The 24254-nt window shown below is 74.1% G+C and carries 21 protein-coding genes and 1 pseudogene; 13 read left to right on the forward strand and 9 right to left on the reverse strand.

All coding sequences use genetic code 11. The features are described 5' to 3' along the window. Position 1 precedes the first annotated feature (1 nt). From QSK21_RS03605 to QSK21_RS03615, 3 genes are all read left to right on the forward strand, one after another. Positions 2–715, forward strand: coding sequence for a sirohydrochlorin chelatase (locus QSK21_RS03605; protein ID WP_285693711.1), 714 nt, complete (start codon positions 2–4; stop codon positions 713–715). Between the two features lie 93 nt (positions 716–808). After that, positions 809–1792 (forward strand): ATP-binding cassette domain-containing protein, encoded by a 984-nt coding sequence (locus QSK21_RS03610; RefSeq protein WP_285693713.1) that lies wholly within the window; start codon positions 809–811, stop codon positions 1790–1792. Beyond that, positions 1789–2712 (forward strand): ABC transporter permease, encoded by a 924-nt coding sequence (locus QSK21_RS03615; RefSeq protein ID WP_285693714.1) that lies wholly within the window; start codon positions 1789–1791, stop codon positions 2710–2712. Before QSK21_RS03610 ends, QSK21_RS03615 begins: the two co-directional genes overlap by 4 nt. 35 nt (positions 2713–2747) lie before the next feature. Here the strand turns inward: QSK21_RS03615 and QSK21_RS03620 are convergent, their stop codons facing one another. The 3 genes from QSK21_RS03620 to QSK21_RS03630 form a co-directional block, all read right to left on the reverse strand. Beyond that, on the reverse strand, positions 2748–4109 hold the full coding sequence (locus tag QSK21_RS03620) for an RNA polymerase sigma factor (RefSeq protein ID WP_285693716.1): 1362 nt from the start codon (positions 4107–4109) through the stop codon (positions 2748–2750). 208 nt (positions 4110–4317) lie between these two features. After that, positions 4318–5334, reverse strand: a complete 1017-nt coding sequence (locus QSK21_RS03625) for a cation diffusion facilitator family transporter (protein ID WP_285693718.1) — start codon at positions 5332–5334, stop codon at positions 4318–4320. An 83-nt stretch (positions 5335–5417) separates the two neighbouring features. After that, entirely contained in the window at positions 5418–6593 is a 1176-nt protein-coding gene (locus QSK21_RS03630) for a class I adenylate-forming enzyme family protein (protein ID WP_285693719.1), read from the reverse strand. A gap of 93 nt (positions 6594–6686) precedes the next feature. On the opposite strand from QSK21_RS03630, the gene QSK21_RS03635 reads away from it, so the two are divergent. The 3 genes from QSK21_RS03635 to menD are packed head-to-tail and all read left to right on the forward strand — an operon-like array spanning position 6687 to position 10267. Next, the gene (locus QSK21_RS03635; RefSeq protein WP_285693721.1) at positions 6687–7586 is read left to right on the forward strand and encodes a 1,4-dihydroxy-2-naphthoyl-CoA synthase; all 900 of its coding nucleotides are present in this window, start codon (positions 6687–6689) and stop codon (positions 7584–7586) included. Positions 7587–7625: 39 nt separating this feature from the next. Further along, a complete protein-coding gene (locus QSK21_RS03640; protein ID WP_285693722.1) occupies positions 7626–8600 on the forward strand; it encodes an o-succinylbenzoate synthase in 975 nt (324 codons plus the stop codon). Further along, positions 8597–10267, forward strand: a complete 1671-nt coding sequence (gene menD / locus QSK21_RS03645) for a 2-succinyl-5-enolpyruvyl-6-hydroxy-3-cyclohexene-1-carboxylic-acid synthase (protein ID WP_285693723.1) — start codon at positions 8597–8599, stop codon at positions 10265–10267. Before QSK21_RS03640 ends, menD begins: the two co-directional genes overlap by 4 nt. Positions 10268–10387: 120 nt before the next feature. Here the strand turns inward: menD and QSK21_RS03650 are convergent, their stop codons facing one another. Further along, positions 10388–11209, reverse strand: coding sequence for a tyrosine-protein phosphatase (locus tag QSK21_RS03650; RefSeq protein WP_285693724.1), 822 nt, complete (start codon positions 11207–11209; stop codon positions 10388–10390). Positions 11210–11425: 216 nt separating this feature from the next. Between QSK21_RS03650 and QSK21_RS03655 the strand changes: the two genes are divergently transcribed. Both QSK21_RS03655 and QSK21_RS03660 read left to right on the forward strand, forming a co-directional pair. After that, entirely contained in the window at positions 11426–12397 is a 972-nt protein-coding gene (locus QSK21_RS03655) for a fatty acid desaturase family protein (RefSeq protein WP_352231245.1), read from the forward strand. A 29-nt stretch (positions 12398–12426) separates the two neighbouring features. After that, complete coding sequence (locus QSK21_RS03660) at positions 12427–13251, forward strand: Fpg/Nei family DNA glycosylase (RefSeq protein WP_285693726.1); 825 nt, start codon at positions 12427–12429, stop codon at positions 13249–13251. A 36-nt stretch (positions 13252–13287) separates the two neighbouring features. Here the strand turns inward: QSK21_RS03660 and QSK21_RS03665 are convergent, their stop codons facing one another. From QSK21_RS03665 to QSK21_RS03680, 4 genes are all read right to left on the reverse strand, one after another. Then, the gene (locus QSK21_RS03665; protein ID WP_285693727.1) at positions 13288–14652 is read right to left on the reverse strand and encodes a cation:proton antiporter; all 1365 of its coding nucleotides are present in this window, start codon (positions 14650–14652) and stop codon (positions 13288–13290) included. 93 nt (positions 14653–14745) lie between these two features. Next, positions 14746–15228 carry a cation:proton antiporter regulatory subunit gene (locus QSK21_RS03670; protein WP_285693728.1) on the reverse strand — a complete coding sequence of 161 codons (483 nt, stop codon included), beginning with the start codon at positions 15226–15228 and terminating at the stop codon, positions 14746–14748. A gap of 128 nt (positions 15229–15356) precedes the next feature. Beyond that, a complete protein-coding gene (locus QSK21_RS03675) occupies positions 15357–16592 on the reverse strand; it encodes an isochorismate synthase (protein WP_285693729.1) in 1236 nt (411 codons plus the stop codon). A 114-nt stretch (positions 16593–16706) separates the two neighbouring features. After that, positions 16707–17414, reverse strand: a complete 708-nt coding sequence (locus QSK21_RS03680; RefSeq protein ID WP_285693731.1) for a spermidine synthase family protein — start codon at positions 17412–17414, stop codon at positions 16707–16709. Positions 17415–17552: 138 nt separating this feature from the next. Here QSK21_RS03680 and QSK21_RS03685 point away from each other — a divergent pair, with 138 nt between their 5' ends. The 5 genes and pseudogenes from QSK21_RS03685 to QSK21_RS36340 all read left to right on the forward strand — a co-directional run. Beyond that, on the forward strand, positions 17553–18518 hold the full coding sequence (locus QSK21_RS03685; protein ID WP_285693732.1) for a S1C family serine protease: 966 nt from the start codon (positions 17553–17555) through the stop codon (positions 18516–18518). A 224-nt stretch (positions 18519–18742) separates the two neighbouring features. Beyond that, the gene (locus QSK21_RS03690) at positions 18743–19276 is read left to right on the forward strand and encodes a hypothetical protein (protein WP_285693733.1); all 534 of its coding nucleotides are present in this window, start codon (positions 18743–18745) and stop codon (positions 19274–19276) included. Positions 19277–19541: 265 nt separating this feature from the next. Then, positions 19542–20201: a carbonic anhydrase gene (locus tag QSK21_RS03695; protein WP_285693734.1), complete on the forward strand. Its 660-nt coding sequence runs from the start codon at positions 19542–19544 to the stop codon at positions 20199–20201. Positions 20202–20218: 17 nt separating this feature from the next. Further along, positions 20219–21718 carry a SulP family inorganic anion transporter gene (locus QSK21_RS03700; RefSeq protein WP_285693736.1) on the forward strand — a complete coding sequence of 500 codons (1500 nt, stop codon included), beginning with the start codon at positions 20219–20221 and terminating at the stop codon, positions 21716–21718. Positions 21719–21857: 139 nt separating this feature from the next. Continuing rightward, positions 21858–22069: pseudogene (locus QSK21_RS36340) on the forward strand (IS256 family transposase); the annotation flags it as partial. Positions 22070–22257: 188 nt separating this feature from the next. Here the strand turns inward: QSK21_RS36340 and QSK21_RS03710 are convergent. Beyond that, complete coding sequence (locus QSK21_RS03710; protein WP_285693738.1) at positions 22258–24168, reverse strand: intein-containing Rv2578c family radical SAM protein; 1911 nt, start codon at positions 24166–24168, stop codon at positions 22258–22260. Between the last annotated feature and the right edge of the window lie 86 nt (positions 24169–24254).

Here is a 24254-nt window from a genome sequence, read left to right on the forward strand (position 1 = left end):
CGTGCCGACGCTGCTGGCGGTGGCGCACGGCACCCGTGACGGGCGGGGTCCTGGGGTGGTCGGGGCGTTGCTGGCGCGGGTGCGGGAGCTGCGGCCGTGGCTGCCGGTCGCCGAGTCCTACGCCGAGCTGGCCGAGCCGTCGTTGGAGGAGGCGGTGTCGGGGGTCGGGGGGCCGGTGGTGGTGGTGCCGTTGCTGCTGGGGCGGGGGTATCACGCGCTGGTGGACATTCCGGGGCGGGTGGAGCGGCTGCGTCCGGACGCGGTGGTGGCGGGGCCGCTGGGTCCGTCGGCGATGCTGGCGGGTGCGGTCGCGGATCGGCTGTTGGCGGGTCTGCCGGGCGGGCCGCGGCTGTTGCGGTCGGACGCGGTGGTGCTGGGCGCGGCGGGGTCGTCGGATCCGGCGGGTGTGGCGGATGTGCGGGCGGCGGCGCGGTTGTTGTCGCGGCGGTTGCGGCGTCCGGTGCCGTTCGGGTTCGTGGCGGCCGGGGGGCCGCCGTTGGCGGGTGTGGTGGCCGAGCAGCGGGCGAGCGGGGCGGGGCGGGTGCTGGTGGCCTCGTATCTGCTGGCGCCGGGGTTCTTCCATGGCCGGATGGGCGGGGCGGGCGCGGATCATGTCAGCGGCCCGGTCGGTGCGCATGGCGCCTTGGCCCGCCTGGTGTTGCGGCGTTTCGATGAGGCGCGGCTGGCCTGCGCGGACGTCGTTCCCGTGGCCTGATCGGGGCGTGCCCAGGGGTCTGACCGGGGGTCTGATCGGGGCGGGTGTGTCGCGGGGGCGCCTACCGTGGAGGCAGGAGTCTCGGGAGGCGCCATGAGCGGTGGGGAGCCGGCGGTCGCGGTCGACGGGCTGGTGAAGCGGTTCGGTGAGGTCGAGGCCGTGCGGGGGATCGAGTTCGCCGTGGAGCCGGGGGAGATCTTCGGTTTCCTGGGGCCCAACGGGGCGGGGAAGTCCACGACGATCAACATGTTGTGCACGCTGCTGCGGCCGACGGCGGGCCGGGCGCGGGTGGCGGGTCATGACGTGGTGAGCGGGCGTGACGATGTGCGCCGCAACATCGGGCTGGTGTTCCAGGATCCGACGGTGGACGGCTATCTGACCGGGGAGCAGAATCTGCGGTTCCACGCCGAGCTGTACGGGGTGCCGCGCGCGGTGATCGGTGACCGGATCCGGCAGGTGCTGGAGATGGTGGGGTTGTGGGAGCGGCGGCGTGACCGGGTGCGGCAGTACTCGGGCGGGATGCGGCGCCGCCTGGAGATCGCCCGCGGGCTGCTGCACTCGCCGCGGGTGCTGTTCCTGGACGAGCCGACGGTGGGGCTGGACCCGCAGACACGGGCCTCGATCTGGGACTACATCCGGGAGCTGAAACGGGCCGAGCGGATCACGATCTTCATGACCACCCATTACATGGAGGAGGCCGAGTACTGCGACCGTATCGCGATCATGGATTCGGGGACGATCGTGGCGCTGGACACCCCGGAGGCGCTCAAGGCGGGGATCGGTGAGGACCGGGTGCAGTTGCGCACCGCCGACGACGCCGCGGCGATCGCCGCGCTGGCCGAGCGGTTCGGGGTGCGGGCGCGGATGGCCGAGGGCGTGGTGACCTTCGCGGTCGCCTCGGGTGAGGCGTTCGTTCCGCGGTTGTTCGAGGGGCTGGGGGTGCCGATCCGGTCGGTGAGCGTGTCGCGGCCGTCCCTGGACGATGTGTTCATGGGTTTCACCGGCAGCACCATCAGGGACGCCGAGAGCGGGTCGTCCAAGGACTGGATGCGCCTGGCCGTGCGGGGGCGGCGATGAGCGGCCCGAGCGCGGAGAGCGCGGAGAAGGCGGCCATGGTGGAGGGCGGGGCCGGTGCGGTGCCGGTGGTGACGCGGGTGGTGGTGCCGCCACGCAGCCTCCGGCACGACCTGCGCGCGGTGCGGATCGTGCTGCACCGGGAGCTGATCCGTTTCTCCCAGGACCGGATCCGGATGGTGTCCAACCTGGTGCAGCCGGTGCTGTGGCTGCTGGTGCTGGGCACGGGCCTGTCGAATCTGATGAACGGTGGCGCGGGCTCCGCGGGCGCGGTGAACCTGCGCACGTTCATCTTCCCGGGCGTGTGCGCGATGTCGGTGATGTTCACCGCGATGTTCTCGGCCGGGTCGATCGTGTGGGACCGGGAGTTCGGGTTCCTGCGCGAGATGCTGGTCGCCCCGGTCAGCCGCAGCGCGATCGTGGTGGGCAAGTGCCTGGGCGGCGCGCTGGTGGCCACCGCCCAGGGCTCGGTGATCCTGGCGCTGGCGGGGCTGGCGGGCGTCCCCTACGACCCGTTGCTGCTGCTCCAACTGCTGGGGCTGATGTTCGTGGGGGCGCTGGCGCTCACCGGCTTCGGGGTGATGCTGGCCGCGCGGGTGCCCAGCATGCAGGCGTTCTTCGGCATCATCCAGATGGCGCTGATGCCGATGATGTTCCTGTCCGGGGCGCTGTACCCGCTGGGCGGGCTGCCGGCGTGGCTGAGCGTGCTGACCCGGCTCAACCCGCTGACCTACGCGGTCGATCCGCTGCGCCAGGCGGTGTTCGCCCATCTGCGGGTCTCCCCGGACCTGGAACGCACCTTCAACCCGGGGGTCACCTGGAACGGCTGGCAGGTGCCCGTCGGCCTGGAGATCCTGCTGGTGCTGGTGTTGGGGGTGGCGCTGATGGGCGTGGCCGTCCTGGAGTTCCGACGCGCCGACTAGGCGGCAGCCGGGAACGGTTCACACGGCGGAACGGTTCACACGGCGAAGTCGAGCAGGGGGCGGGCGTTGCTGGGGTGGCGCAGCTTGGACAGCGACTCCTTCTCCAGTTGCCGGATCCGCTCCCTGGTCAGCCCGAGCGCCTTGCCGATCTCGTCGAGCGTGCGGGGCGTGCCGTCGTACAGCCCGAACCGCATGGACATGATCTTGGCCTCGCGCGGGGGCAGGATGTCCAGGGTGCGGCGTAGCTGGTCGGCCATGAGCTGCCGGTCCACCAGCTCGGACGCCTCCGGGCTGTCGGTGTCCTCGATCAGGTCGCCGATGCGGGTCTCGCCGTCCTCGCCGATGGTGGAGTCCAGGCTGATCGGCTGCCGGCTGGTGCGCAGCAGCTCGCGGACCTGCTCGGGGCTCTTGTCCAGCTCGAGGGCGATCTCCTCGGGGGTGGGCTCGCGGCCCAGCCGCTGGTGCATGTCCCGTTCCACGCGCGACAGCTTGCTCAGCATCTCCAGCACGTGGACGGGCAGGCGGATGGTGCGGGCCGAGTCGGCGAACCCCCGCTGGATCGCCTGCCGGATCCACCACATCGCGTAGGTGGAGAACTTGTAGCCCTTGGAGTAGTCGAACTTCTCCACGGCCCGGATCAGGCCCAGATTGCCCTCCTGGACGACGTCCAGCAGCGACAGGCCCCGGTCGGAGTACTTCTTGGCGACCGACACCACCAGGCGCAGGTTGGCCTCCAGCATGTGCGCCTTGGCGCGGCGCCCGTCGGCGGCGATCCATTCCAGGTCGGCCCGGTCCTGCGCGGACAGCCCGGCCTGGTTCTCCAGCTTGTACTCGGCGTACAGGCCGGCCTCGATGCGCTTGGCCAGGTCGACCTCCTGCTCGGCGGTCAGCAGTTGGCGGCGCCCGATGGCCTTGAGGTAGGTGTGGACCGAGTCGCCCATGGCGGTGGACTGGTCGTCCAGGTCGGCGGGCTCCACCTCGTCCTCGGCCTCGGGAGCGGCCTGGGCGGCCTGGGCCGCGATCACGGCCTCCGCCTCGGAGTCCGCCTCGGATACGGCCTCAGGGTCGGCCTCAGTGTCCGCCTCGGGGTCGGCTTCGGCAGCGTTTCCGGTGGGGAGGGGGACCTCGGTGACCTCGAAGGAGCCGTCATCGGCCGCGGCCGTCCCGGCGGGGGAGGGGGCCTCGCCGGCCAGCCCGATACCGGCCTCGGAGAGCTCACGCAGGATGGAACGGCCCTGCGACGGGCTGATCCCGGCGGCCTGGAACGCCTGGCGCACCTCGGCGAGCGAGAGGCGCCCTTGGGCGCGGCCACGCTCCAGCAGGGCGGCGAGCGCAGGGCTCGCACCGCCCTCCGCGAGCGGGGTCTCAGCGCTCTTCGGCATGGCGGTTCGCGGCATGGGGACACCCCCCTCCCTTCGGTGGTGTGGTGCGGCGCAAAGATTGTGTGCGATGGTTTCGCGCGCACTTATTCCGAACGCCGCCATGGCGCGTGGTTGTTCCCAGACGCCGGTAACAAGGGTCCCATATCGTGTGCTGACCTCGTATGTGACCTCGTGCTTCGGGAGGTGCGCCGGCCCTGTGCGGTGACGCATACCACAGGCGGGGTCACGGCCCGCCCGGGCCGGGCCGGTCCGTCCCACCGGGCGGGCTTTGGAAGCGGTCCCCGTACCGGCCGATCACGCGGGCGCGCAGCTCGGGGTCGTCGCGGGGCACCGCCTCCAGGAACACCTCGTCGATCTCCTCGTGCGCCGCGCGCAGCTCCCGCGCCATGCGGACGGTGGCGTGCTCGACCGCCGCGGAGGTCAGGCCGTCGCGGAAGTCCAGGCGGGCGCACACCAGCACCCGGTCGGCGCCCACGGTGAGGGTGAGGATGTCGGCGACCCACTCCACGTCGGGGGCGGCGGCCAGGCGGCGCCGCACGTCCGCGACCAGGCGCGGGTCGGCCTGCCGCCCCACCAGCAGGTGCAGGTTGATGCGTCCCAGCATCAGCGCGACCGCGGTGAGCAGGACGCCGATGAGCAGCGAGCCGATCCCGTCCCACACCGCCGACCCGGTGAGATGGCGCAGGCTCAGCCCGGCGAAGGCCACGGCCAGCCCGGTGAGGGCGGCGGTGTCCTCCAGCAGCACGCTGATGGAGGTGGGCTCGTCGGTGCGGCGGATGAAGGCGGCCAGCGGCAGCCCCTCGGCGCGGGCGTCGGCGCGGACCTGCCGGAACGCCCGCCGCCACGAGGTGCCCTCCAGCACCGCCGACACCCCGAGCACCAGGTAGCCGACGAGCGGGTCGACCTCGCCGCCGCGGCGGCCCAGCAGGGTCTCCACGCCCTGGTAGAAGGCGAACAGCGCGCCCATCCCGAAGATCGCCACGGCGACCAGCAGCGTCCAGATGTAGCGTTCCAGGCCGTAGCCGAGGGGGTGGCGGCGGTCGGCGGGCCGGCCGCTGCGCCGCAGCCCGACGAACAGCAGCACCTCGTTGAAGGTGTCGGCGATCGAGTGCGCGGCCTCGGCGGCCAGCGACGCCGACCCGGTGATCAGCGCCGCGATGACCTTGGCGGCGGCGATGCCGAGGTTGGCGCCGAACGCCAGCAGGACGGTCAGCCTGCTCTCGTGCTCCTGGTCGGCCATGCGCGCTCCCGGTGACGGCCCGCACTGTCACATCTCCCACCCGGCCGCCCGGGGAAACCCGGGGCGGGCGCCGGCCGCGCGGGTCACGGGCGGCGCAGGCGCTCGCGGTCGGGCTTGCCCGAGGGCAGCAGGGGGATCGCCTCGACCACGTCCAGTTCGCGGGGGGCGGCGTAGGCGGGCAGCGTCTCGCGCACCCACGCGCGCAGCGCGGGCAGGTCGGGCGCGTGCGAGGGGTCGTCGGGGACCACGACGGCGGTGACCCGCTCGCCCCACTCGGGATCGGGCCGTCCCACCACGACCGCGTCCCGCACCCCCGGGTGGCGGGCCAGCGCTGCGGCGACCTCGCCCGCCACGACCTTCTCCCCGCCGGTGTTGATGACGTCGTCGGCGCGGCCCCGCACCCGCAGCCGGCCCCGCTCGTCGAACGCCCCCAGGTCCTGGGTGAGGAACCAGCCGTCCCGCAGGGCGGCGGCGGTCAGGTCGGGGCGTCCCCGGTAGCCGGTGAACAGCACCGGCCCGGCCAGGCGGATCCGGCCGTCGTCGCCGACCTCGGCGCGCACCCCCTCCAGCGGGACGCCGTCGTAGACGCAGCCGCCGCAGGTCTCGCTCATGCCGTAGGTGGTGAACACCCGTGCCCCGCGCCGCCGCGCCTCCCGCAGCAGACCGGGGGTGGCGGGCGCGCCGCCGAGCAGGATGGAGCGGAAGGCCGACAGGTCGGCGCCCGCGTCCAGCAGGCGGCGCAGCTGGGTGGGGACGACCGACAGGTGCGCGGCGCCGGAGGCGGCCACGGCCCCGGGGTCCAGGCGCGGCATGATCACCGGTTCGGTGCCGGCCAGCAGGGACCGTACCAGGATCTGGGCGCCGGAGATGTGGCTGGGCGGCAGGCAGCACAGCCACCGCTCGCCCGGGCCGGCGCCGACCCTGGCCAGGGTCGCGCGCGCCGAGTGCCGCAGCGCGTCCCCCGCCAGTTCGACGATCTTGGGTGTGCCGGTGGAGCCGGAGGTGGCGATCAGCAGGGCGGTGCCGCCGGCGACCGGGGCGCCGGGCGCGCCGGCGCGGGGGTGGACGCCGTCGGGGGTCTCGATCGCGTCGGGCGCCAGGGCGTCCAGGAGGGCCCGCAGGGCGGGGCGGGGCAGGTCGGGGGCGATCGGGCAGATCGCGGGTCCGGTGCCCTCCAGCGCGGCGGCCAGCAGCTCCGACAGGCGCGGCCCGGGCGGGAGCAGCGCGGCGAGCAGGCGGGCTTGGCGCGGACTGTCCATGGTCCGGCCAGCCTAGGGCACCCCACTGAACGTGTTCGATTCGGGGCGCGGTTGAATGGGGACCCCGCCCCAACGGAGAGGAACCCCAGCCCCATGGTTTCGGAGCTGTTCGACCCCGGCGCGTGGAAGGAAGTCGAGGGCTTCGACTTCACCGACATCACCTACCACCGGGCCGTGGACCAGGGAACGGTGCGGATCGCCTTCGACCGTCCCGAGGTGCGCAACGCCTTCCGCCCGCACACGGTGGACGAGCTGTACCGGGCGCTGGACCACGCGCGGATGTCCAGCGACGTCGGGTGCGTGCTGCTGACCGGCAACGGGCCCTCGCCGCGCGACGGCGGATGGGCCTTCTGCTCGGGCGGCGACCAGCGCATCCGCGGCAAGGACGGCTACAAGTACGCCGAAGGGGAGACCTCGGAGACCATCGACCCGGCCCGCGCGGGACGGCTGCACATCCTGGAGGTGCAGCGGCTCATCCGCTTCATGGGCAAGGTCGTGATCTGCCTGGTGCCGGGCTGGGCCGCCGGCGGCGGGCACAGCCTGCACGTGGTGTGCGACCTGACCCTGGCCAGCCGCGAGCACGCGCGGTTCAAGCAGACCGACGCCGACGTGGCCAGCTTCGACGGCGGGTTCGGCTCGGCGTACCTGGCGCGTCAGGTCGGGCAGAAGTTCGCCCGGGAGATCTTCTTCCTGGGCGAGACCTACAGCGCCGAGGACGCGCACCGGATGGGCATGGTCAACGCGGTCGTCCCGCACGCCGAGCTGGAACGCGCCGGTCTGGAGTGGGCGCGGAAGGTCAACGGCAAGAGCCCGACCGCGCAGCGGATGCTCAAGTACGCCTTCAACCTCATCGACGACGGCCTGGTGGGGCAGCAGGTGTTCGCCGGGGAGGCGACCCGGCTGGCCTACGGCACCGAGGAGGCCACCGAGGGCCGCGACTCCTTCCTGGACAAGCGCGACCCCGATTGGTCGCGTTTCCCCTGGTATTACTAAGCGGGTACGGTTCCCAGGCGCGAGGCAGGGGGTCAGCGGGTGCGGGTCTACTCCATCCCGATGCGGACACGGTTCCGTGGCGTCACGCGGCGCGAGGGCGTGCTCCTCCACGGACCGGCCGGCTGGGGGGAGTTCTCCCCGTTCGCCGAGTACGGCCCCGCCGAATGCGCCCGCTGGCTGGCCGCCGCCCGGGAGGCCGCCGAGGACGGCTGGCCCGCGCCGGTGCGCACCCGGATCCCGGTGAACGCGACCATCCCCGCCGTGGGCCCGGAGAAGGCGCACGCGATGGCGGCGGCGTCGGGCTGCCGCACCGCCAAGGTCAAGGTGGCCGAGCCGGGCCAGGACGAGGCCGCCGACATCGCCCGCGTCGAGGCCGTCCGCGACGCCCTCGGCCCGTCCGGGCGGGTGCGGGTGGACGCCAACGGCGCCTGGGACCCCGGCACCGCCGCCCGCCTGATCCGCACCCTGGACCGGTTCGACCTGGAGTACGTCGAGCAGCCCTGCGCGACGTTGGAGGAGCTGGCGCGGGTGCGCGGGCTGGTGGACGTGCCCATCGCCGCCGACGAGTCGATCCGCCGCGCCGAGGACCCGCTGCGGGTGCGCGCCGCCGAGGCCGCCGACATCGCGGTGATCAAGGTGCAGCCGCTGGGCGGGGTGCGGGCCGCGCTGCGGGTCGCCGAGGCGTGCGGGCTGCCGGTGGTGGTCTCCAGCGCCGTGGAGACCTCCGTCGGGCTGGCCGCCGGGGCGGCGCTGGCCGCCGCGCTGCCCGAGCTGCCGTTCGCGTGCGGGCTGGGCACCCTGCCGCTGCTGGAGGACGACGTGGTGGCCGATCCGCTGCGCCCGGTGGACGGCGCGATCCCCGTCCGCCGCCCCGAGCCCGACCAGGACGCGCTGCGCCGCGTCCACCCCGGGCAGGAGACGGCGCGGCGGTGGCGGGCGCGGATGGACCAGGCCGCCGCCGTCCTGGACGCCGCCGGCGGCACGGCGTGGCCGATCGGAGCCGTGGGCCGATGAACCCGGCCACCGCGCTGGCCACCGTGCTGGTGGACGAGCTGCTGCGCTGCGGCATGACCGAGGCCGTGCTGGCCCCGGGGTCCCGGTCGGCGCCGCTGGCGCTGGCCCTGCACGCCGCCGAGGAGGCCGGGCGGGTCCGCATGCACGTGCGGATCGACGAGCGGTCGGCCTCGTTCCTGGCCCTGGGCATGGCCAAGCGGTCCGGGCGCCCGGTCGCGCTGGTGTGCACCTCGGGCACGGCCGCCGCCAACTTCCACCCGGCCGTCATCGAGGCGCACGAGTCGGGCGTCCCGCTGATCGTGCTCACCGCCGACCGGCCGCCCGAGCTGCGCGACACCGGCGCCAACCAGACCGTCGACCAGGTCAAGCTGTACGGGACGGCGGCGCGCTGGAGCTGTGAGATCGGCGTGCCGGAGAACCGCCCGGGCATGGTGGCCTACTGGCGGTCGCTGGTCAGCCGCGCCTGGGGGCTGGCGCAGGCGCCCGAGCCCGGCCCGGTGCATCTGAACGCCGCCTTCCGCGAGCCGCTGGTGCCCGACGGCGACCACGACTGGTGCGAGCCGCTGGACGGTGACGCCACCGGGTCCTGGACCAAGGTCCGCGCGGCCACGCCCGGGTCGGTGCTGCACGTCCCGCCGACCCGGCGCGGCGTGCTGGTCGTCGGCGACGGCGCCGGCAACGTCAAGCGGTACGTGGCGGCGGCGTCCATGGCGGGCTGGCCCGTGCTGGCCGAGCCCAGCGGCAACGCCCGCTACGGCGACCACGCCCTGTCCTCGCACCATTTCCTGCTGGGCATCCCTGAGTTCGTCGAGCGGCACCGCCCGGAGGTGGTGGTGACCCTGGGCAAGCCCGGGCTGTCGCGGCCGCTGCTGTCGCTTCTCAGGCGCGCCGAGGAGCACATCGTGCTGTCGCCCGGCCTGGCCCGCTGGCCCGACCCGGTGCGGTCGGCGACCCAGGTCGCCCAGGACGTGGAGATCCCCGTGGTGTCCGGCGACGACTCCTGGCTCAACTCCTGGCGGGCGGCCGACCGGGCCGCCACCGCCGCCGTGGACGCCGTCCTGGACGCCGCGCCGGAGGTGACCGAGCCGAGGCTGGCCCGTGACCTGGTGGCCGGGATGCCCGGCGGGTCGCTGCTGCTGGCCGCCGCCAGCATGCCCATCCGCGACCTGGACCAGGTGATGCGTCCCCGCCGCGGCGTCCGGATCATCGCCAACCGCGGCGCCAGCGGGATCGACGGGCTGGTGTCCACCGCGATCGGCGCGGCCCTGGTGCACAGCGGGCGCGCGTACGCGCTGCTGGGCGACCTGGCGTTCCTGCACGACCAGAACGGCCTGATCATCGGGCCCGGCGACCGCCGTCCCGACCTGGCGCTGATCGTGGTCAACAACCGGGGCGGCGGGATCTTCTCGCTGCTGCCGCAGGCGGCGTTGCGCGCCCCGTTCGAGCGGGTCTTCGGCACCCCCCACCAGGTGGACCTGGCCTCGGTCGCCGCCGCGCACGGCCTGCCGTACCGGCTGCTGGAGTCGGCCGCCGACCTGCCCAAGGCGATGGCGGGGGAGGGGCTGCGGATCGTGGAGGCCCGCACCGACCGGGAGGCCAACGCCGCCCTGCACGCCGACCTGCGCAAGGCCGCCTACCACGCCGTCCGCGCCACCCTGAACGCCTGAGCCGGCCCTCACTTCCGTGACGGCCCAAGTTAATTCAACATTCAACTTACAACGTAAAGGCGCCGGGTGGTGCGCCCACCCACCTCATTGGACCGCTCCAACACAAGCCCAGGCAAAAGCTCAATCGAGGAGGCGGGCCCGCAGGGCCTGGGTGTCCTCGGGGGACCAGCCGTGCTGGGCCAGCCAGCCGGCCGCGCCGCCGTGTTCCTCGTCGATCCTGGCCAGGAACTTCTCCATGATGGCGGCGTGCGGCACGTGGCTGTCGGCGGGACGGGAGTCCAGGTCGGCGGCGTAGGTGTCGCTGGCGCGCAGGCGGGCGAGGATGGCCTCGATGCGCTCGCCGGTCTGGGCGTAGTCGGCGACGATCGCCTCGCGGGTGACGCCGGCGGTCTCCAGGGCGATGGCGCAGACGACGCCGGTGCGGTCCTTGCCCGCGGCGCAGTGGACGATGGAGGCGCCGCCGGTGCGGGTCATGACGCGCAGGGCGGCGACGATGGAGTCGGCGCGGTCGCGCAGGTAGCCGAGGTAGTGGCCGATGGAGCGGTCTTCGGCGGTGGCGGTGTCGGCGCGGTTCTGCCAGGGCAGGACCTTGTCGCCGTCGATCTTTTGGGGGCCGCCGGTGCCGGGGGTGTCGGCGGCGACGTCGGTGTTGCGGCCGCCTTCGGGGAACAGGGAGAGGCGGTGGATGGTGATGGCGGGGATGCGGGTGAGGGGGCCGGGTCCTTCGAGGTGGATCTCGGCGTCGCTGCGCAGGTCGATGACGTTCTTGAGGTGGTAGTCGTCCAGCAGGGTGCGGATGTCGGCGAGGGTGAGCTGCTGGAGGTTGTCGGAGCGCAGTACCCGGCCGCGGCGGGTGGCGCGGCCGTCTGTGGTGGGGAGTCCGCCGAGGTCGCGGACGTTGGACGCTCCGTTGAGCTCGATCCATCGTGAGCGCGCGTTCATGGCTTCTGACCTTATATGCCGGGTGTGTGAGACCTGGGAGCCAGGGTGGAGATGGCTCCCTGGCGGGGCGCTGTGGCGGCGTGGTGGCCTCTAGCGTTCGAGTGCGCGCCTGGTCGGCGCGTTTGCGCTGATAGGAGGCCGTGGATGGGTGTGACGACGCTGGCGGGACCGAGGTCGCGTGCGGGGGGCCGTCCGGGTGGGAGTGATTTCGGGCCGTTGGCGCGGCGGGTGCGTGAGGCGGGGTTGCTGGAGCGGCGCCGGGGTTATTACGTGCGGGCGGTTGGTTTGAATGTGGCGGGGACGGTGGCGGTGTGGGCTGCTGTGGCGTGGGCGGGGGCGTCGTGGTGGGTGGTCCTGTTGGGGGTTCCGTTGGCGGTGTTGTCGGCGCGGACGGGGTTTTTGGGGCATGACGCGGGTCACCGGCAGATCGCCAGGTCGCATCGGGTGAATCGGTGGTTGGGGTATGTGCTGGGGAACGTGATGTTGGGGATGGGGTACGGGTGGTGGAACGACAAGCACAACCGGCATCACGCCAATCCGAACCATGTCGGTAAGGATCCTGATGTGGGGGAGGGTGTGTTGGTGTGGACGCGGCGGCAGGCGGCGGCGCGGCGTGGTGGTGTGGGGGTGTGGATGGCGCGGCGGCAGGCGTGGTTGTTCTTCCCGTTGTTGTTGTTGGAGGGGGTGAATCTGAAGGTGAGCAGTGCGTTGGATTTGCGGCGGTTGCCGTGGCGTGCGCGGCTGCTGGAGGGGTCGTTGATGGCGGTGCATGCGGTGGGGTATGGGGTGCTGGCGTTCGGTTTGCTGTCGCCGGGGAAGGCCGTGGTGTTGGTGGCGGTGCATCAGGGGTTGTTCGGGGTGCATTTGGGGTGTGCGTTCGCGCCGAATCACAAGGGGATGGCGATGCCGGGGGAGGGTGAGCGGTGGGATCATTTGCGGCGGCAGGTGCTGACGTCGCGGAATGTGCGTGGTGGTGTGGTGACCGATTATCTGCTGGGCGGGTTGAATTATCAGGTGGAGCATCATCTGTTCCCGAGTGTGGCGCGGCCGAATTTGCGGAGGTTGCAGCCGCTGGTGCGGGAGCATTGTGAGCGGGTGGGGTTGGCGTATGTGGAGACGGGGTTGGTGGCTTCGTACCGGGAGGCGTTGCGGCATTTGAGTGATGTGGGGTCGGTTGCCCGGTCGTGAGGGGGTGGTCGGCTCTATGCTGATCGGCTATGCCTGAGGGACACACGATTCATCGTCTGGCCGCCGAGCATCGGCGGTTGTTCGGCGGCCGGCGGGTGGGGGCGTCCAGTCCGCAGGGGCGGTTCGCGGCGGGGGCGCGGTTGCTGGATGGGCGGGTGGTGGTGGACGCCGACGCGCATGGCAAGCATTTGCTGGTGGGGTTCGAGGGGGATCGGGTGTTGCACGTCCATTTGGGGATTTACGGGACGTATGGGATGGGTGCGGGGGCGGCTCCGGCGCCGACGGGTGCGGTGCGGTTGCGGCTGGTGGGTGAGGCGGGGTGGGCGGATCTGCGCGGGCCGAACGTGTGCGAGGTGCTGGATCGGGGTGAGGTGAAGGTGTTGCGGGATCGGCTGGGGGCCGATCCGTTGCGGGCGGATGCCGATCCGGAGGTGGCGTGGCGGCGGATCGCGCGGACGCGGACGTGTGTCGGGTTGCTGTTGCTGGATCAGTCGGTGGTGGCGGGGCCGGGGAACATCTACCGGGCGGAGGTGCTGTTCCGGCAGGGGGTGCATCCGGGGGTGCAGGGGCGGGCGTTGGGGCGGCGCCGGTGGGAGGCGATCTGGGGTGATCTGGTGGGGTTGATGGCGGAGGGGGTGCGGACGGGGCGGATCGACACGGTGCGTCCTGAGCACATGCCGGAGGCGATGGGGCGCCCGCCGCGGGTGGACGATCATGGTGGTGAGGTGTACGTGTACCGGCGGGCGGGGTTGCCGTGCCTGGTGTGCGGGCATGGTGTGCGGACGGCGGTGCTGGCGGGGCGGAATCTGTTCTGGTGCCCGGTGTGCCAGCCGTCCGAGGAGCCCGAGGGGTAAGAGGAGTAGCCGGAGGGGTGGGAGGGGCCGCGCGGGTCAGCGGCGGGGGCGGCCGGGGGGCTGGTCGTCGTCGTGGCCGTGGATGTGCTCGTGGCCGTGGATGTGCTCGTGGCCGTGGATGTGCTCGTGGCCGTGGATGTGCTCGTGGGCGATGGGTGCGGCGATGGTGCGGGCGTGGTGGGGTGGCGCGGTGCGTCCGGCGTTGGGTTCGTCGGGGTCTTCGTCGTGGGTGCGGGGGCGGGCGGCGCGTTTGCCGTGCAGGGCGCGGGCGAGGGGTTCGGCGGTGCGGGCGAGCAGGGGGCCGGTGGTGGCGAGGATGAGGACGTAGGCGGCGGCGAGGGGGCCGAGGCGGGCGGTGGTGCCGGCGGAGACGGCCAGGCCGGCGATGACGATGGTGAATTCGCCGCGGGGGAGCAGGGCGGCGCCGGCGCGGAGCCGCCCGGTGGGGCCGACGTGGGCGCGGCGGGCGGCGTACCAGCCGGTGGCGAGTTTGGTGGCGATGCCGGCCAGGGCGAGCAGTGCGGCGACGCCGATGACGGGCGGGAGCTGGGCGGGGTCGGTGTGCAGGCCGAAGAAGACGAAGAAGACGGCGGCGAACAGGTCGCGCAGGGGGCTGAGGATCTTCTGGGCGGTGTGGGCGATGGGGCCGGACAGGGCGATGCCGACGAGGAAGGCGCCGACGGCGGCGGAGACCTGGAGTTGCTGGGCGATGCCGGCGACCAGGAGGGTGAGGCCGAGGACCTTCAGCAGCAGGACCTCTTCGCTGGGGCTGGCGACGAATCGTTCGACCAGGGCGCCGTGGCGCAGGGCGATGTAGAGGATGACGGCGATGGTGAGGGCGGCGATGCCGAGGGTGGTGGCGCCGCGGGCGAGGGAGGCGCCGCCGAGGACGGCGGTGAGGATGGGCAGGTAGGCGGCCATGGTGAGGTCTTCGAAGACCAGGACCGACAGGACGGCGGGGGTTTCGCGGTTGCCGACCCAGTCCAGGTCGCCCAGGACCTTGGCGGTGATGCCGGAGGAGGTGACGTAGGTGACGCCGGCCAGGACGAGGGCGGCGACGGGTCCCCAGCCGAGCAGGAGGGCGGCGACGGCGCCGGGGGCGGCGTTGAGGACCAGGTCGATCAGGCCGGTGGGGGCGGCGGTGCGCAGGGTGGTGACCAGTTCGTCGGCGGTGTACTCCAGGCCGAGGGTGAACAGCAGGAGGATGACGCCGACCTCGGCGCCGATGGCGACGAAGTCCTCGCTGGCGCCCAGGTGGAGGATGCCGCCGGAGCCGAAGGCGAGGCCGGCGAGCAGGTAGAGGGGGATGGGGGAGATGGAGAAGCGGGTGGAGACGGCGCCGAGGAGCCCGAGCGCGAGGATGATCGCGCCCAGTTCGATCAGTTGTACGGCGGTGTCCATGGTGCCCCGTCGCTCATCGGCGTGCCGTGCGGGGGTTGTGGGCGTGCGGGCCGGTCGCCTGGGGGCGGGTGGGCGGTCGCATGGGCGGGCGGGTCATCCGTTGGCGAGGATCGCGGCGACGCCGGCGGTGCCTTCGCCGGTGCCGACGACCACGACGATGTCGCCGGCGGCGAAGGTGAAGTCGGGCCGGGGGCTGGCGATGACCTGCCCGCCGCGGACGACGGCGACGATGGAGGCGCCGGTGCGGGTGCGGGCCTGGGTGTCGGCGAGGGTGCGGCCGTCGTAGGGGGAGCCGGGCGCGATCGGGTACTGCTCGGTGACCAGGCCCTCGACCTGGCGGTGCAGGTCGTTGAGGCGTTCGACGACGCGGCCGGTGCCGAGCAGTTCGGCGATGGCGTTGGCCTCCTCGGTGGACAGTTTGACGGTGGCCACGCAGCTGTCGGGGTCGTCCCGGTCGTAGATGACCAGGTCCTTGCGGCCGGTGCGGTGGGAGATCACCGCGATCTGGCGGCCGCGTGCGGTGGTGAGGACGTGCTGCAGGCCGATGCCGGGCAGCGCGGTGCGTTCGACGTCCACGGGTCTTCCTTCATCGGCGGCATGGGCGGGTGAGTCGGGTCACCGTCCGTCATGATCCCAGATCGGCGGCGGGCCTGGCGGCGGGGGTTGGGCTTGCGGGGCGTGTCAGCCCTCGTCCGATCCCCTGGTCAGCCTTCGAGGGCGTATTGCATGGCGCGGAACTTGGTCTGGGCCTCGGCGAGCTCGGCGGCGGGGTCGGAGTCGGCGACGATGCCGCACCCGGCGAACAGGCGGGCGCGGGTGCCTTCGAGCTGGGCGCAGCGCAGCGCGATGCCCCATTCGCCGTCGCCGCGGGCGTCGACCCATCCCACGGGGCCGGCGTAGCGGCCGCGGTCCATGCCCTCCAGTTCGCGGATGAGGTGCAGTGCGGTGCCGGTGGGGGTGCCGCACACGGCGGGGGTGGGGTGCAGGGCGGCCAGGACGTCAAGGACGGAGCGTTCGCCGTCCAGGCGTCCGCGGACGGGGGAGGCCAGGTGCATCACGTTGGGCAGGGTGAGCAGTTGCGGCCGGTCGGGGACGGTCAGGTGTGAGCACAGCGGTGCCAGGGCGTCGCGGACCATCTCGGCGGCGTAGGCGTGCTCTTCCAGGTCCTTGGGTGAGGACGCCAGGCGCGCGGCGCGGCGTGCGTCGTCGTCCGGTGAGGTGCCGCGGGCGGTCGTGCCGGCCAGCACCAGGGAGGCGACCTCGCCGCCGGTGCGGCGGATCAGCAGCTCGGGGGTGGCGCCGACCAGCCCGGCGCAGGAGTAGGTGTAGCAGCCGGGGAACCGGGTGGCCAGGCGGGCCAGCAGCACGCGGGCGTCGATGGGCTCGGGGGCGTGCGCGTACAGGTCGCGGGCCAGCACCACCTTGCCCAGGTGGCCGCCGCGGATGCGGTCGACGGCGGCGGCCACGGCGGCCTGCCAGGCCGGTGCGTTCAGGGCGCCGTCGCTCCAGGTCAGCCGTCCCGGCGGGCGCGGCGGGCGCGGCAGCGCCGCAGGGCCGGGGTCCTCGCCGATGGTGGTGAGCCAGGCCCGGCCGCCGCGGCGGCCCAGGATCCGCCGTGGCACGATCAGCACCGAGTCGGGGGACTTGGGGTCGAATCCGAACCCGCCGAACGCGACGGGCCCCGACCCGGGCACCCCCACCTCGTCGTCGATGGAGGCGGCGCCGAACCGGTCGCGCAGCCACCGCGCGGCCATGGCGAACCGGTCGGGGCCGCCGGGCAGGTCCACGCGGGCGGCCTCGCCCCAGCCGACGATGCCCTCCCCGTGCCGGACCCAGGCCAGCGCGGCCGGGTGCGGCAGGCGGGCGATCAGGTCGCCGGGGTCGTCGATGGGGACGGTGCGGGCGACCAGGCGGTCGGACGCGCTCACGGCCAGGTTCACGCAAGCCACCCTACGGCAGAGTTGAACCCGTTCAAACCCACCTGCGGCGATCGCCGTGAGGCGTCCGCCACATCATCCCCCGCGCCGCGGCGCGTTCCCGGGATCCGCCCCCCGTCAGGGGAGGGGCGCGCGGGCGCGGGCCAGGTACACCATGTCGGGCTCGCCGCGCGGCACCGGCACCGGCAGCGCCTCCACGTGCGCGAACCGTTCCCGCAGCAGGTCCTCGAAGGCGGGCGCGGCGCCCGCGCTCCACACCGCCAGCACGCCCCGCGCGGTCAGCAGCCCGGCCAGCGCCCGCAGCCCGTCGCGCCCGTACAGGCGCGCGTTGCCCGGCGTGACCGTCCACTCCGGCCCGTTGTCGATGTCCAGGCACACCACGTCGAACCCGCCGTCCCCGCCCGCCGAGGCCAGCCAGCCGACCAGATCGGCGCGCACCGCCCGGACACGGGGATCGGACAGGGCGTCGCGCGAGAACGGCGCCAGCGGACCGCCCGGGCCGTGCCAGGCGATCACGGCGGGCTCGCGCTCCACCACCGTCACCTCGGCCACCTGCGGCAGCCGCAGCGCCTCGGCCAGCGAGAACCCCACGCCCAGCCCGCCGATCAGCACCCGCGCCGGCGCCGCCAGCCCCGCCGCGGCCGCGCGCACCAGCAGCCGCTCGGACTCCCCGTTACGGGTGTCCATGAGGAACACCCCGTTGCTGATGATCTCGTAGTGCCCGCCGTGCGCGCGGCGCAGCACCAGCTCGCCTCCCGCGCCCGCGCCCCGCTCGACCACGACGGGCTCGACCACGACGGGCTCCCGCCGCCCCGGAATCGCCATGTCCCCGACCCTAAGGCCCGCGAGCCCCCGCCCGTGCACGCCCGCTTCCGTCCCTCGATGTCCGCTTACGGCGGACAGCGGGAACCGTCCTTCACCCTCCGGTGTTGTCGTGTAACGATGTAATCAACGGAGGTACGGATGGACTCTCGACCCGACCCTCGTCCCGGCCCCGCCGAGGAGCCGCTGGACGCCTACTCCCGCGTGGTGTCGGCCGTCGCCGCCGAGCTCACCCCCCGCGTCGCCGGGCTGCGCGTGCGCCACGGCGGGCGCGAGGGCGCCGGATCGGCGGTGGTGTTCACCGCCGACGGGTTCCTGCTCACCAACGCCCACGTCGTCGGCCGCGCCCGCGACGGGCAGGCGTCCTTCGCCGACGGCACCACCACCTCCTTCACCGTGGTCGGCACCGACCCCCTGTCGGACCTGGCCGTGGTCCGCGCCGACGGCGCCACCCCCGGCCCCGTCACCCTCGGCGACAGCGACCGGCTCATCACCGGCCAGCTCGTCGTCGCCGTCGGCAACCCCCTCGGCCTGGCCGGATCGGTCACCGCCGGCGTGGTCAGCGCCCTGGGCCGCTCGCTGCCCACCCGCAGCGGCAACACCGCCCGCGTCATCGAGGACGTCATCCAGACCGACGCCGCCCTCAACCCCGGCAACTCCGGCGGCGCCCTGGCCGACTCCCGCGGCCACGTCGTCGGCGTCAACACCGCCGTCGCCGGCATCGGCGTCGGCCTGGCCGTCCCCATCAACGCCACCACCCGCCGCATCATCGGCACGCTGATGCGCGACGGGCGGGTCCGCCGCGCCTTCCTCGGCGTGGTCGCCGCCCCCGTCCCGCTCCCGGCGTCCCTGCGCACCCGCCTGGGACAGGACGAGGCCCTGCGCGTCGCCGAGGTCGTCGCCGGCAGCCCCGCCGACCGGGCCGGGCTGCGCCGCGGCGACCTGGTCCTCACCGCCGGCGGCGCCCCCGTCAGCCACGCCCAGAGCCTGCAGCGCCTGATGTTCGCCGACGCGATCGGACGCCCCCTGCCCATCACCGTCCTGCGCAACGGCGCCATGGTCGACGTCATCGCCCAGCCCGTCGAACTGGACGCCGAGCACGCCTGACCCCGCACCTGACCCGGCGGTGAGTTCACCCGCGCTTGCACGCCAAGTAACGCCGCCGTAACGTTCCGCCCACTATCGTTGTCAAACGAAAATCATTGTCCCCGGCGGGGACACGCGCGCCCGCGCGCGATCACCCCGGGTGACCGGACCACCACACCGAACACCACACCGAACGCCAGAGAGAACGCCGCACAGGCGGCACGCGACGACACGGGGGTGCGCACGTGGGCTCCACCACGCGCAGGCGGCGGGACGCCGCGCGGCGCCCCGCCGCCCCCACCCCGATCCTGCTGCCCCTGCTGAGCGGCCTCCTGCTGCTCATCCTCGGCTCCGCCGTCCCCGGCGGCGCCGACACCGGCCCCGCCTTCCCCTCCCTCGGCCCCCATCCCGCCACCGCCACCTTCACCGGCACCGGCAGCGGTACCGGCAGGGCCTTCGACGCCCGTCCCGCCCTCGCCGCCACCCTCGCCGCGTTCACCGCCGCCGCGGGCCTCGCACCCGACCTCCACGCCGCCCCCTGCGGCGAGGACGAACGCCCCCGCGAACGCGAAGGCGGCGGGCACACCCAGGTCCGGCTGCGCTGCGCCACCTCCGACACCCGCCTGCTGAAGACCGCCGACCACCCCGCCCAGCGCTGCCCCGGCGCCCGGACCGCCACCGCCGCCGCGCGCCCGCCCGGCCACGACGGCCGGCCACCCGAGCCACGCGCACGCGACACGGCCACCACCACCGCCCTGCTCCAGGTCTTCCGCTGCTGACCCGGCGCCGCCCCCGCACGGGCGGCGCACCCACCGCTAGACCCGCGGCACGGCCGGCACACCCGCGCGACCCGTCATCCGCACGGCACCAGCGGCCACCGCACGTCCCCTGACGACGGCGGCGCCCGCCGACGCCGCGCTGGCCGGCCGCACGACCGGCCCCGCACGATCGGCCCCGCACGATCGGCCGCGGAGCCGCCCCAGGCCCCCACGCCCGTACCCCGTGCCCGCCCCGGCAGGGCGGCCGCACCCTGGAGGATCCCGCATGCGCTCGTTCGTCGAACACGCCCGCTCCTTCCGCGCCCGCATGGCCGCCGACGGCCGCCACCTGGCCTCCCTGGCCCGCGGGCAGGCGCCGCTGGCACTGTTCATCAGCTGCTCCGACTCCCGCGTGATGCCGTCCCTGATCACCGGGGCCCGCCCCGGCGAGCTGTTCGAGCTGCGCACCGCCGGCGGCATCGTCCCCCGCTACGACCTGGACCGGCCCGCCGGGGAGACCGCCACCATCGAATTCGCCGTCAACGCCCTGGGCGTGGCCGACATCGTGGTGTGCGGCCACTCCCACTGCGCCGCCGTCACCGCCCTCACCCGCCGCGACCCCCTGCCCACCGTCCCCGCCCTGCGCCGCTGGCTCACCCACCCCGCCGCCGGCGACCCCGCCCGGGACACCCACGACGACCACGAAGATGACGCAGACCACGAAGAGCACGAGGAGCACGACCAGGGACGCAGGCAGCGCAAGGAACAGCGGCAGGAATCGGTGCGCCGCCACGTGCTCGCCCAGCTGGACCGGCTGCGCGGCTACCCCTGCGTCGCCGAACGCCTCGCCCGCGGCCGCATCGCCCTGCACGGCTGGCTGTACGAGGTCGACACCGGCGCGGTCCTGGCCCACCGTCCCGCCACCGGCGCCTTCGGGCCCCTGTGACCCCCCGGAGGACGATCATGACGGACACCTCCGCCGCCCCGCCCGGCACGGGCGGACCCGCCTGGCGAGGCGACCTGACCGCCTCCCTCGTGGTGTTCCTCGTCGCGCTGCCGCTGTGCGCCGGTGTCGCCGTCGCCTCCGGCGTGCCCGCCGAGCTCGGCCTGATCACCGGCATCGTCGGCGGGCTGGTCGCCGGCGCCCTGCCCGGCAGCAGCATCCAGGTCAGCGGCCCCGCCGCCGGCATGACCGTGCTGGTCTACGAGGCCGTCCACCGCCACGGCCTGCCCGCCCTCGGCACGCTGGTGCTCGCCGCCGGGCTGCTGCAACTGCTGCTGGGCGCGCTGCGGCTGGGACGCTGGTTCCGCGCCATCTCCATCGCCGTCGTCGAGGGCATGCTCGCCGGGATCGGCCTGACCCTCATCGCCGGGCAGCTGTACGCCATGGCCGGGGTCACCGCACCCGAAACCGGACCCGGCAAGATCGCCGGGCTGCCCGGGCTCCTCACCGGCACCCACGCGCCACCCGGGGCACTGCCCGCCCTGGCCGCCTCCGCCGTGCTCGGCGCCGCCACCCTCGCCATGCTGGCCGCCTGGCCACGCCTGCCCCGCCCCATCCGCGGCATCCCCGCGCCGCTGGCCGCCGTCGCCCTGGCCACCGCCGCCGTCCCCCTGCTCGGCCTGCCCGTCCAGCGCCTCCAGGTACAAGGACTGCTCGGCGCCATCCACCCGCCCGGCACCGACGGGCTCACCGCCCTCGCCGACACCGCCGCCCTGGGCACCATCGCCGCGATCGCGCTCATCGCCTCCGCCGAAACCCTGTTCAGCGCCGCCGCCGTCGACCGCATGCACCACGGCCCCCGCACCGACTACGACAAGGAACTGCTCGCCCAAGGCGCCGGCAACACCGTCTGCGGCGCACTGGGCGCCCTGCCCATGACCGCCGTCATCGTCCGCAGCGCCGCCAACGTCCAGGCCGGCGCCCGCACCAAGGCCGCCCGCATCATGCACGGCGCCTGGCTCCTGCTGTTCGCCGCGGCCGTCCCCGCCGCCCTCGGTCACATCCCCCTGCCCGCCCTGGCCGCCGTCCTCCTCCACGCCGGATGGAAACTGCTGCCCACCGGGCACCTCCCCGCCCTCTGGCGGCGGCACCGCGGCGAAGCGGTCATCCTGGTCTCCACCGCCACCGCCGTGCTCACCCTCAACCTCTTCGAAGGCGTCCTGCTCGGCCTCCTGCTGGCCGTGGTGAAAACCGCCTGGGAGACCTCCCACGTCGACCTGGAGGTCACCGACGACGGCGCCGGGCCCGTCCGCGTCGCCCTCACCGGCAACGCCACCTTCCTGCGCCTGCCCAGAATGCTCGACACCCTGGAAGAACTGCCCCGCGACCGCCCCATCCGCCTCGACCTGGCCGGCCTGCGCCACCTCGACCACGCCTGCCGCACCGCCCTCACCGCCTGGGCCGAACGCCGCACCGCCGAAGGCACCACCGCCCTCATCCCCCCACCCGCCGGCCCCTGACCCACCACCCCCAGGAAAGCGCGGGCGCACAGGCTGGGAGGGGGTATTCCCTCAGGTGCGGAAAGTGATCTTGCTGGGAAGCAAGTGATCAGTGGGTGGAGCACCCACGTTCTTCGAGGGGAGGACCACACGTCAGGCGGCCTGGGAACGGTTCACCCCGTTCCTGGCCTTCACCCCCGCCGTCCGCAAGCTGCTCTACACCAACGCGCCCGCGAACGCGCCGCCCCCGCCCAACGCGACGGCGGCGGACGCTCCGGCCACCCCGCCCGCCTCATCGAGGGCCAGAAGACCTACGGGTGGGCCGAAGCCCTCAACGAACTCGCCGACGCCTACCCAGGCCGCATCCAGTAAAGACAACCAGGCCCGCCACAAGATCATCTTCACACCCTTCGAGTTACAAGCTCGGCTGGGACATCGCTTGGGCCGTGGGCAAGGCATGGCAGGGGGCGGCGTGGCAGGGGGCGGCGTGGCAGGGGAGGCGAGCCGGGTGGGCGGGTGCCTCACCCGCCGGGTCAGGTGGGCAGGGTCAGGTGGCAGGGTCAGGTGGGCAGGGTCAGTTGCTCGGGGACGGGGCGGGGCGGGGTCCGCGCGGCGGCGGGGGCTTGCGAGCCGGTGCGCCTTCGGGTGCCGCGGTGGCGGGAGGAGCGGCCCACGCCGTACTTGGCGGCCAGTTCGCGTACCTGCGCGGCGATGCGGTCCTGGTAGGCACGCGGCGCGTATGCGCCACGGGCGTACAGGCGCGCGTACGGGACGATCAGTTCCGGGTAGTGCTCGCGCAGCCACGACAGGTACCACTCGCGCGCCCCGGGACGCAGGTGCAGCGTGATCGGGGTGACCGATGTGGCGCCCGCCTCGGCGATCCGCTTCACCGCCGCCTCGAGCTGCGCGGGCGTGTCGGTCAGATACGGCAGCACCGGGCCCATCAGCACCGCGCACCCGATCCCCGCCTCGTTCAGCGCGGCGCACACCTCCAGCCGCCTGCCCGGCGCCGGCGTGCCCGGCTCCACCAGCCGCCACAGGTCACGATCTACGAACGCCGCCGACACCGCCGTGCTCACCTCGGTGCGCTCGGCCGCCTCCAGCAGCAGCGGCAGATCCCGCAGGATCAGCGCGCCCTTGGTCAGGATCGAGAACGGGTTGGCCGCGTCCCGCAGCGCCTCCAGGATCCCCGGCATCAGCCGGTAGCGGCCCTCGGCGCGCTGGTAGCAGTCCACGTTGGTGCCCATCGCGATGTGCTCGCCCCGCCACCGCGGCGCCGCCAGCTCCCGCCGCACCCGCTCGGCCGCGTTCACCTTCACCACGATCTTGGAGTCGAAGTCGGCGCCCGAGTCCAGATCCAGGTACTCGTGGGTCTTGCGGGCGAAACAGTTGTGCGACACCACGCCGCCGGCGATGAAGTCCCCGGTCCCGGTGGTGATGTCGTACAGGTCCGCCTCCAGACCCACGGCCTGGACCGACACCACCCGCGTCCCCTCCGCGGCGCGCACCCGCGTCCCCTCCAGGGCACCGGCGGCCCCGTGCGTGCACGCGGGGTCCAGGACGTGCAGGAGCCGCAGCCGGGCCGCGCCGGTCAGGCCCAGCCAGCGCAGGGCCTCACCGGCACGCGCGGCCAGCGGCGAGCCGGGACGGGGGCCGCCCTCCAGCTCCAGGCCCGCGTCCCAGCAGCCCGCCAGGAACCCCTTCAGCCACCCCTCCGGTGCCGGGGCGGGCCAGGCGCCGCCGGGCAGGCCCGCATCCTGGGCGGGCGGCTCGCCGAGGAAACGGCGTGCGCGGCGGCGCGCCGCGCACTCCAGCGCACGGAATTCCGGGGGCGCGGCCTGCGCGAGGGCGTGCAGGTAGCCGCGGCGGTAGTCGTCATCGTGCTTGGGCGGCTCGGCGAAGCCGCCGCCCATCCCGATCAGCACGTCGCCGGGGCGCAGCACGGGCCGGTCACCGGCGGCGGGGGACGGGGCGGCCTCGCCGGTGTGGGCGGCGACGTGGCACCAGCCGCGGCCGGTCAGGAACCGGTGGTCGGCGCTGGCGGTCAGGGCGGTGCCGTCACCGAGCCGCACCCGGTAGGCGGGCTTGCGCGTGCGCCAGTGGTCCAGCACCCGGGTCACCACGAGGCGGCGCCGTCCCGGGCCGGTGCCGTAGATCGCGTCGCCGGGACGCAGGTCGCGCAGCGGTACGGTACGGCCGTCGGCGGCCAGGACCGGCGTGTCGCCGTCCAGGCAGTACGAGCAGGCGTGCGAGCACCCCCGGTAGGGGTTGATCGTCCACCGGAACGGCACCCGGGACGCCTCGGGCACCCTGTTGATGATCGTCCTGGCGTGGATCTCATAGAAGGTCATCCCGCGGAACCCGGGCGTGTCGAACGTCCGTGCCACCGCGCCCCGCTCGATCAGCGGCGGCGCGGGCCCTGCGGCCCCGTCGCCGTCCCCCTCGACCAGCCGCAGATGGTCCCAGCGCACCCCGACCCCCCTCGTCGAACACCGGAACGATAGAACGCGTGTTCGATGATCGCAAATGGGCGGGAACGATGGCGCAGGTGGGGGCG

This window comes from Actinomadura sp. NBRC 104412 (genome assembly GCF_030269515.1).
Taxonomy (GTDB): domain Bacteria; phylum Actinomycetota; class Actinomycetes; order Streptosporangiales; family Streptosporangiaceae; genus Spirillospora.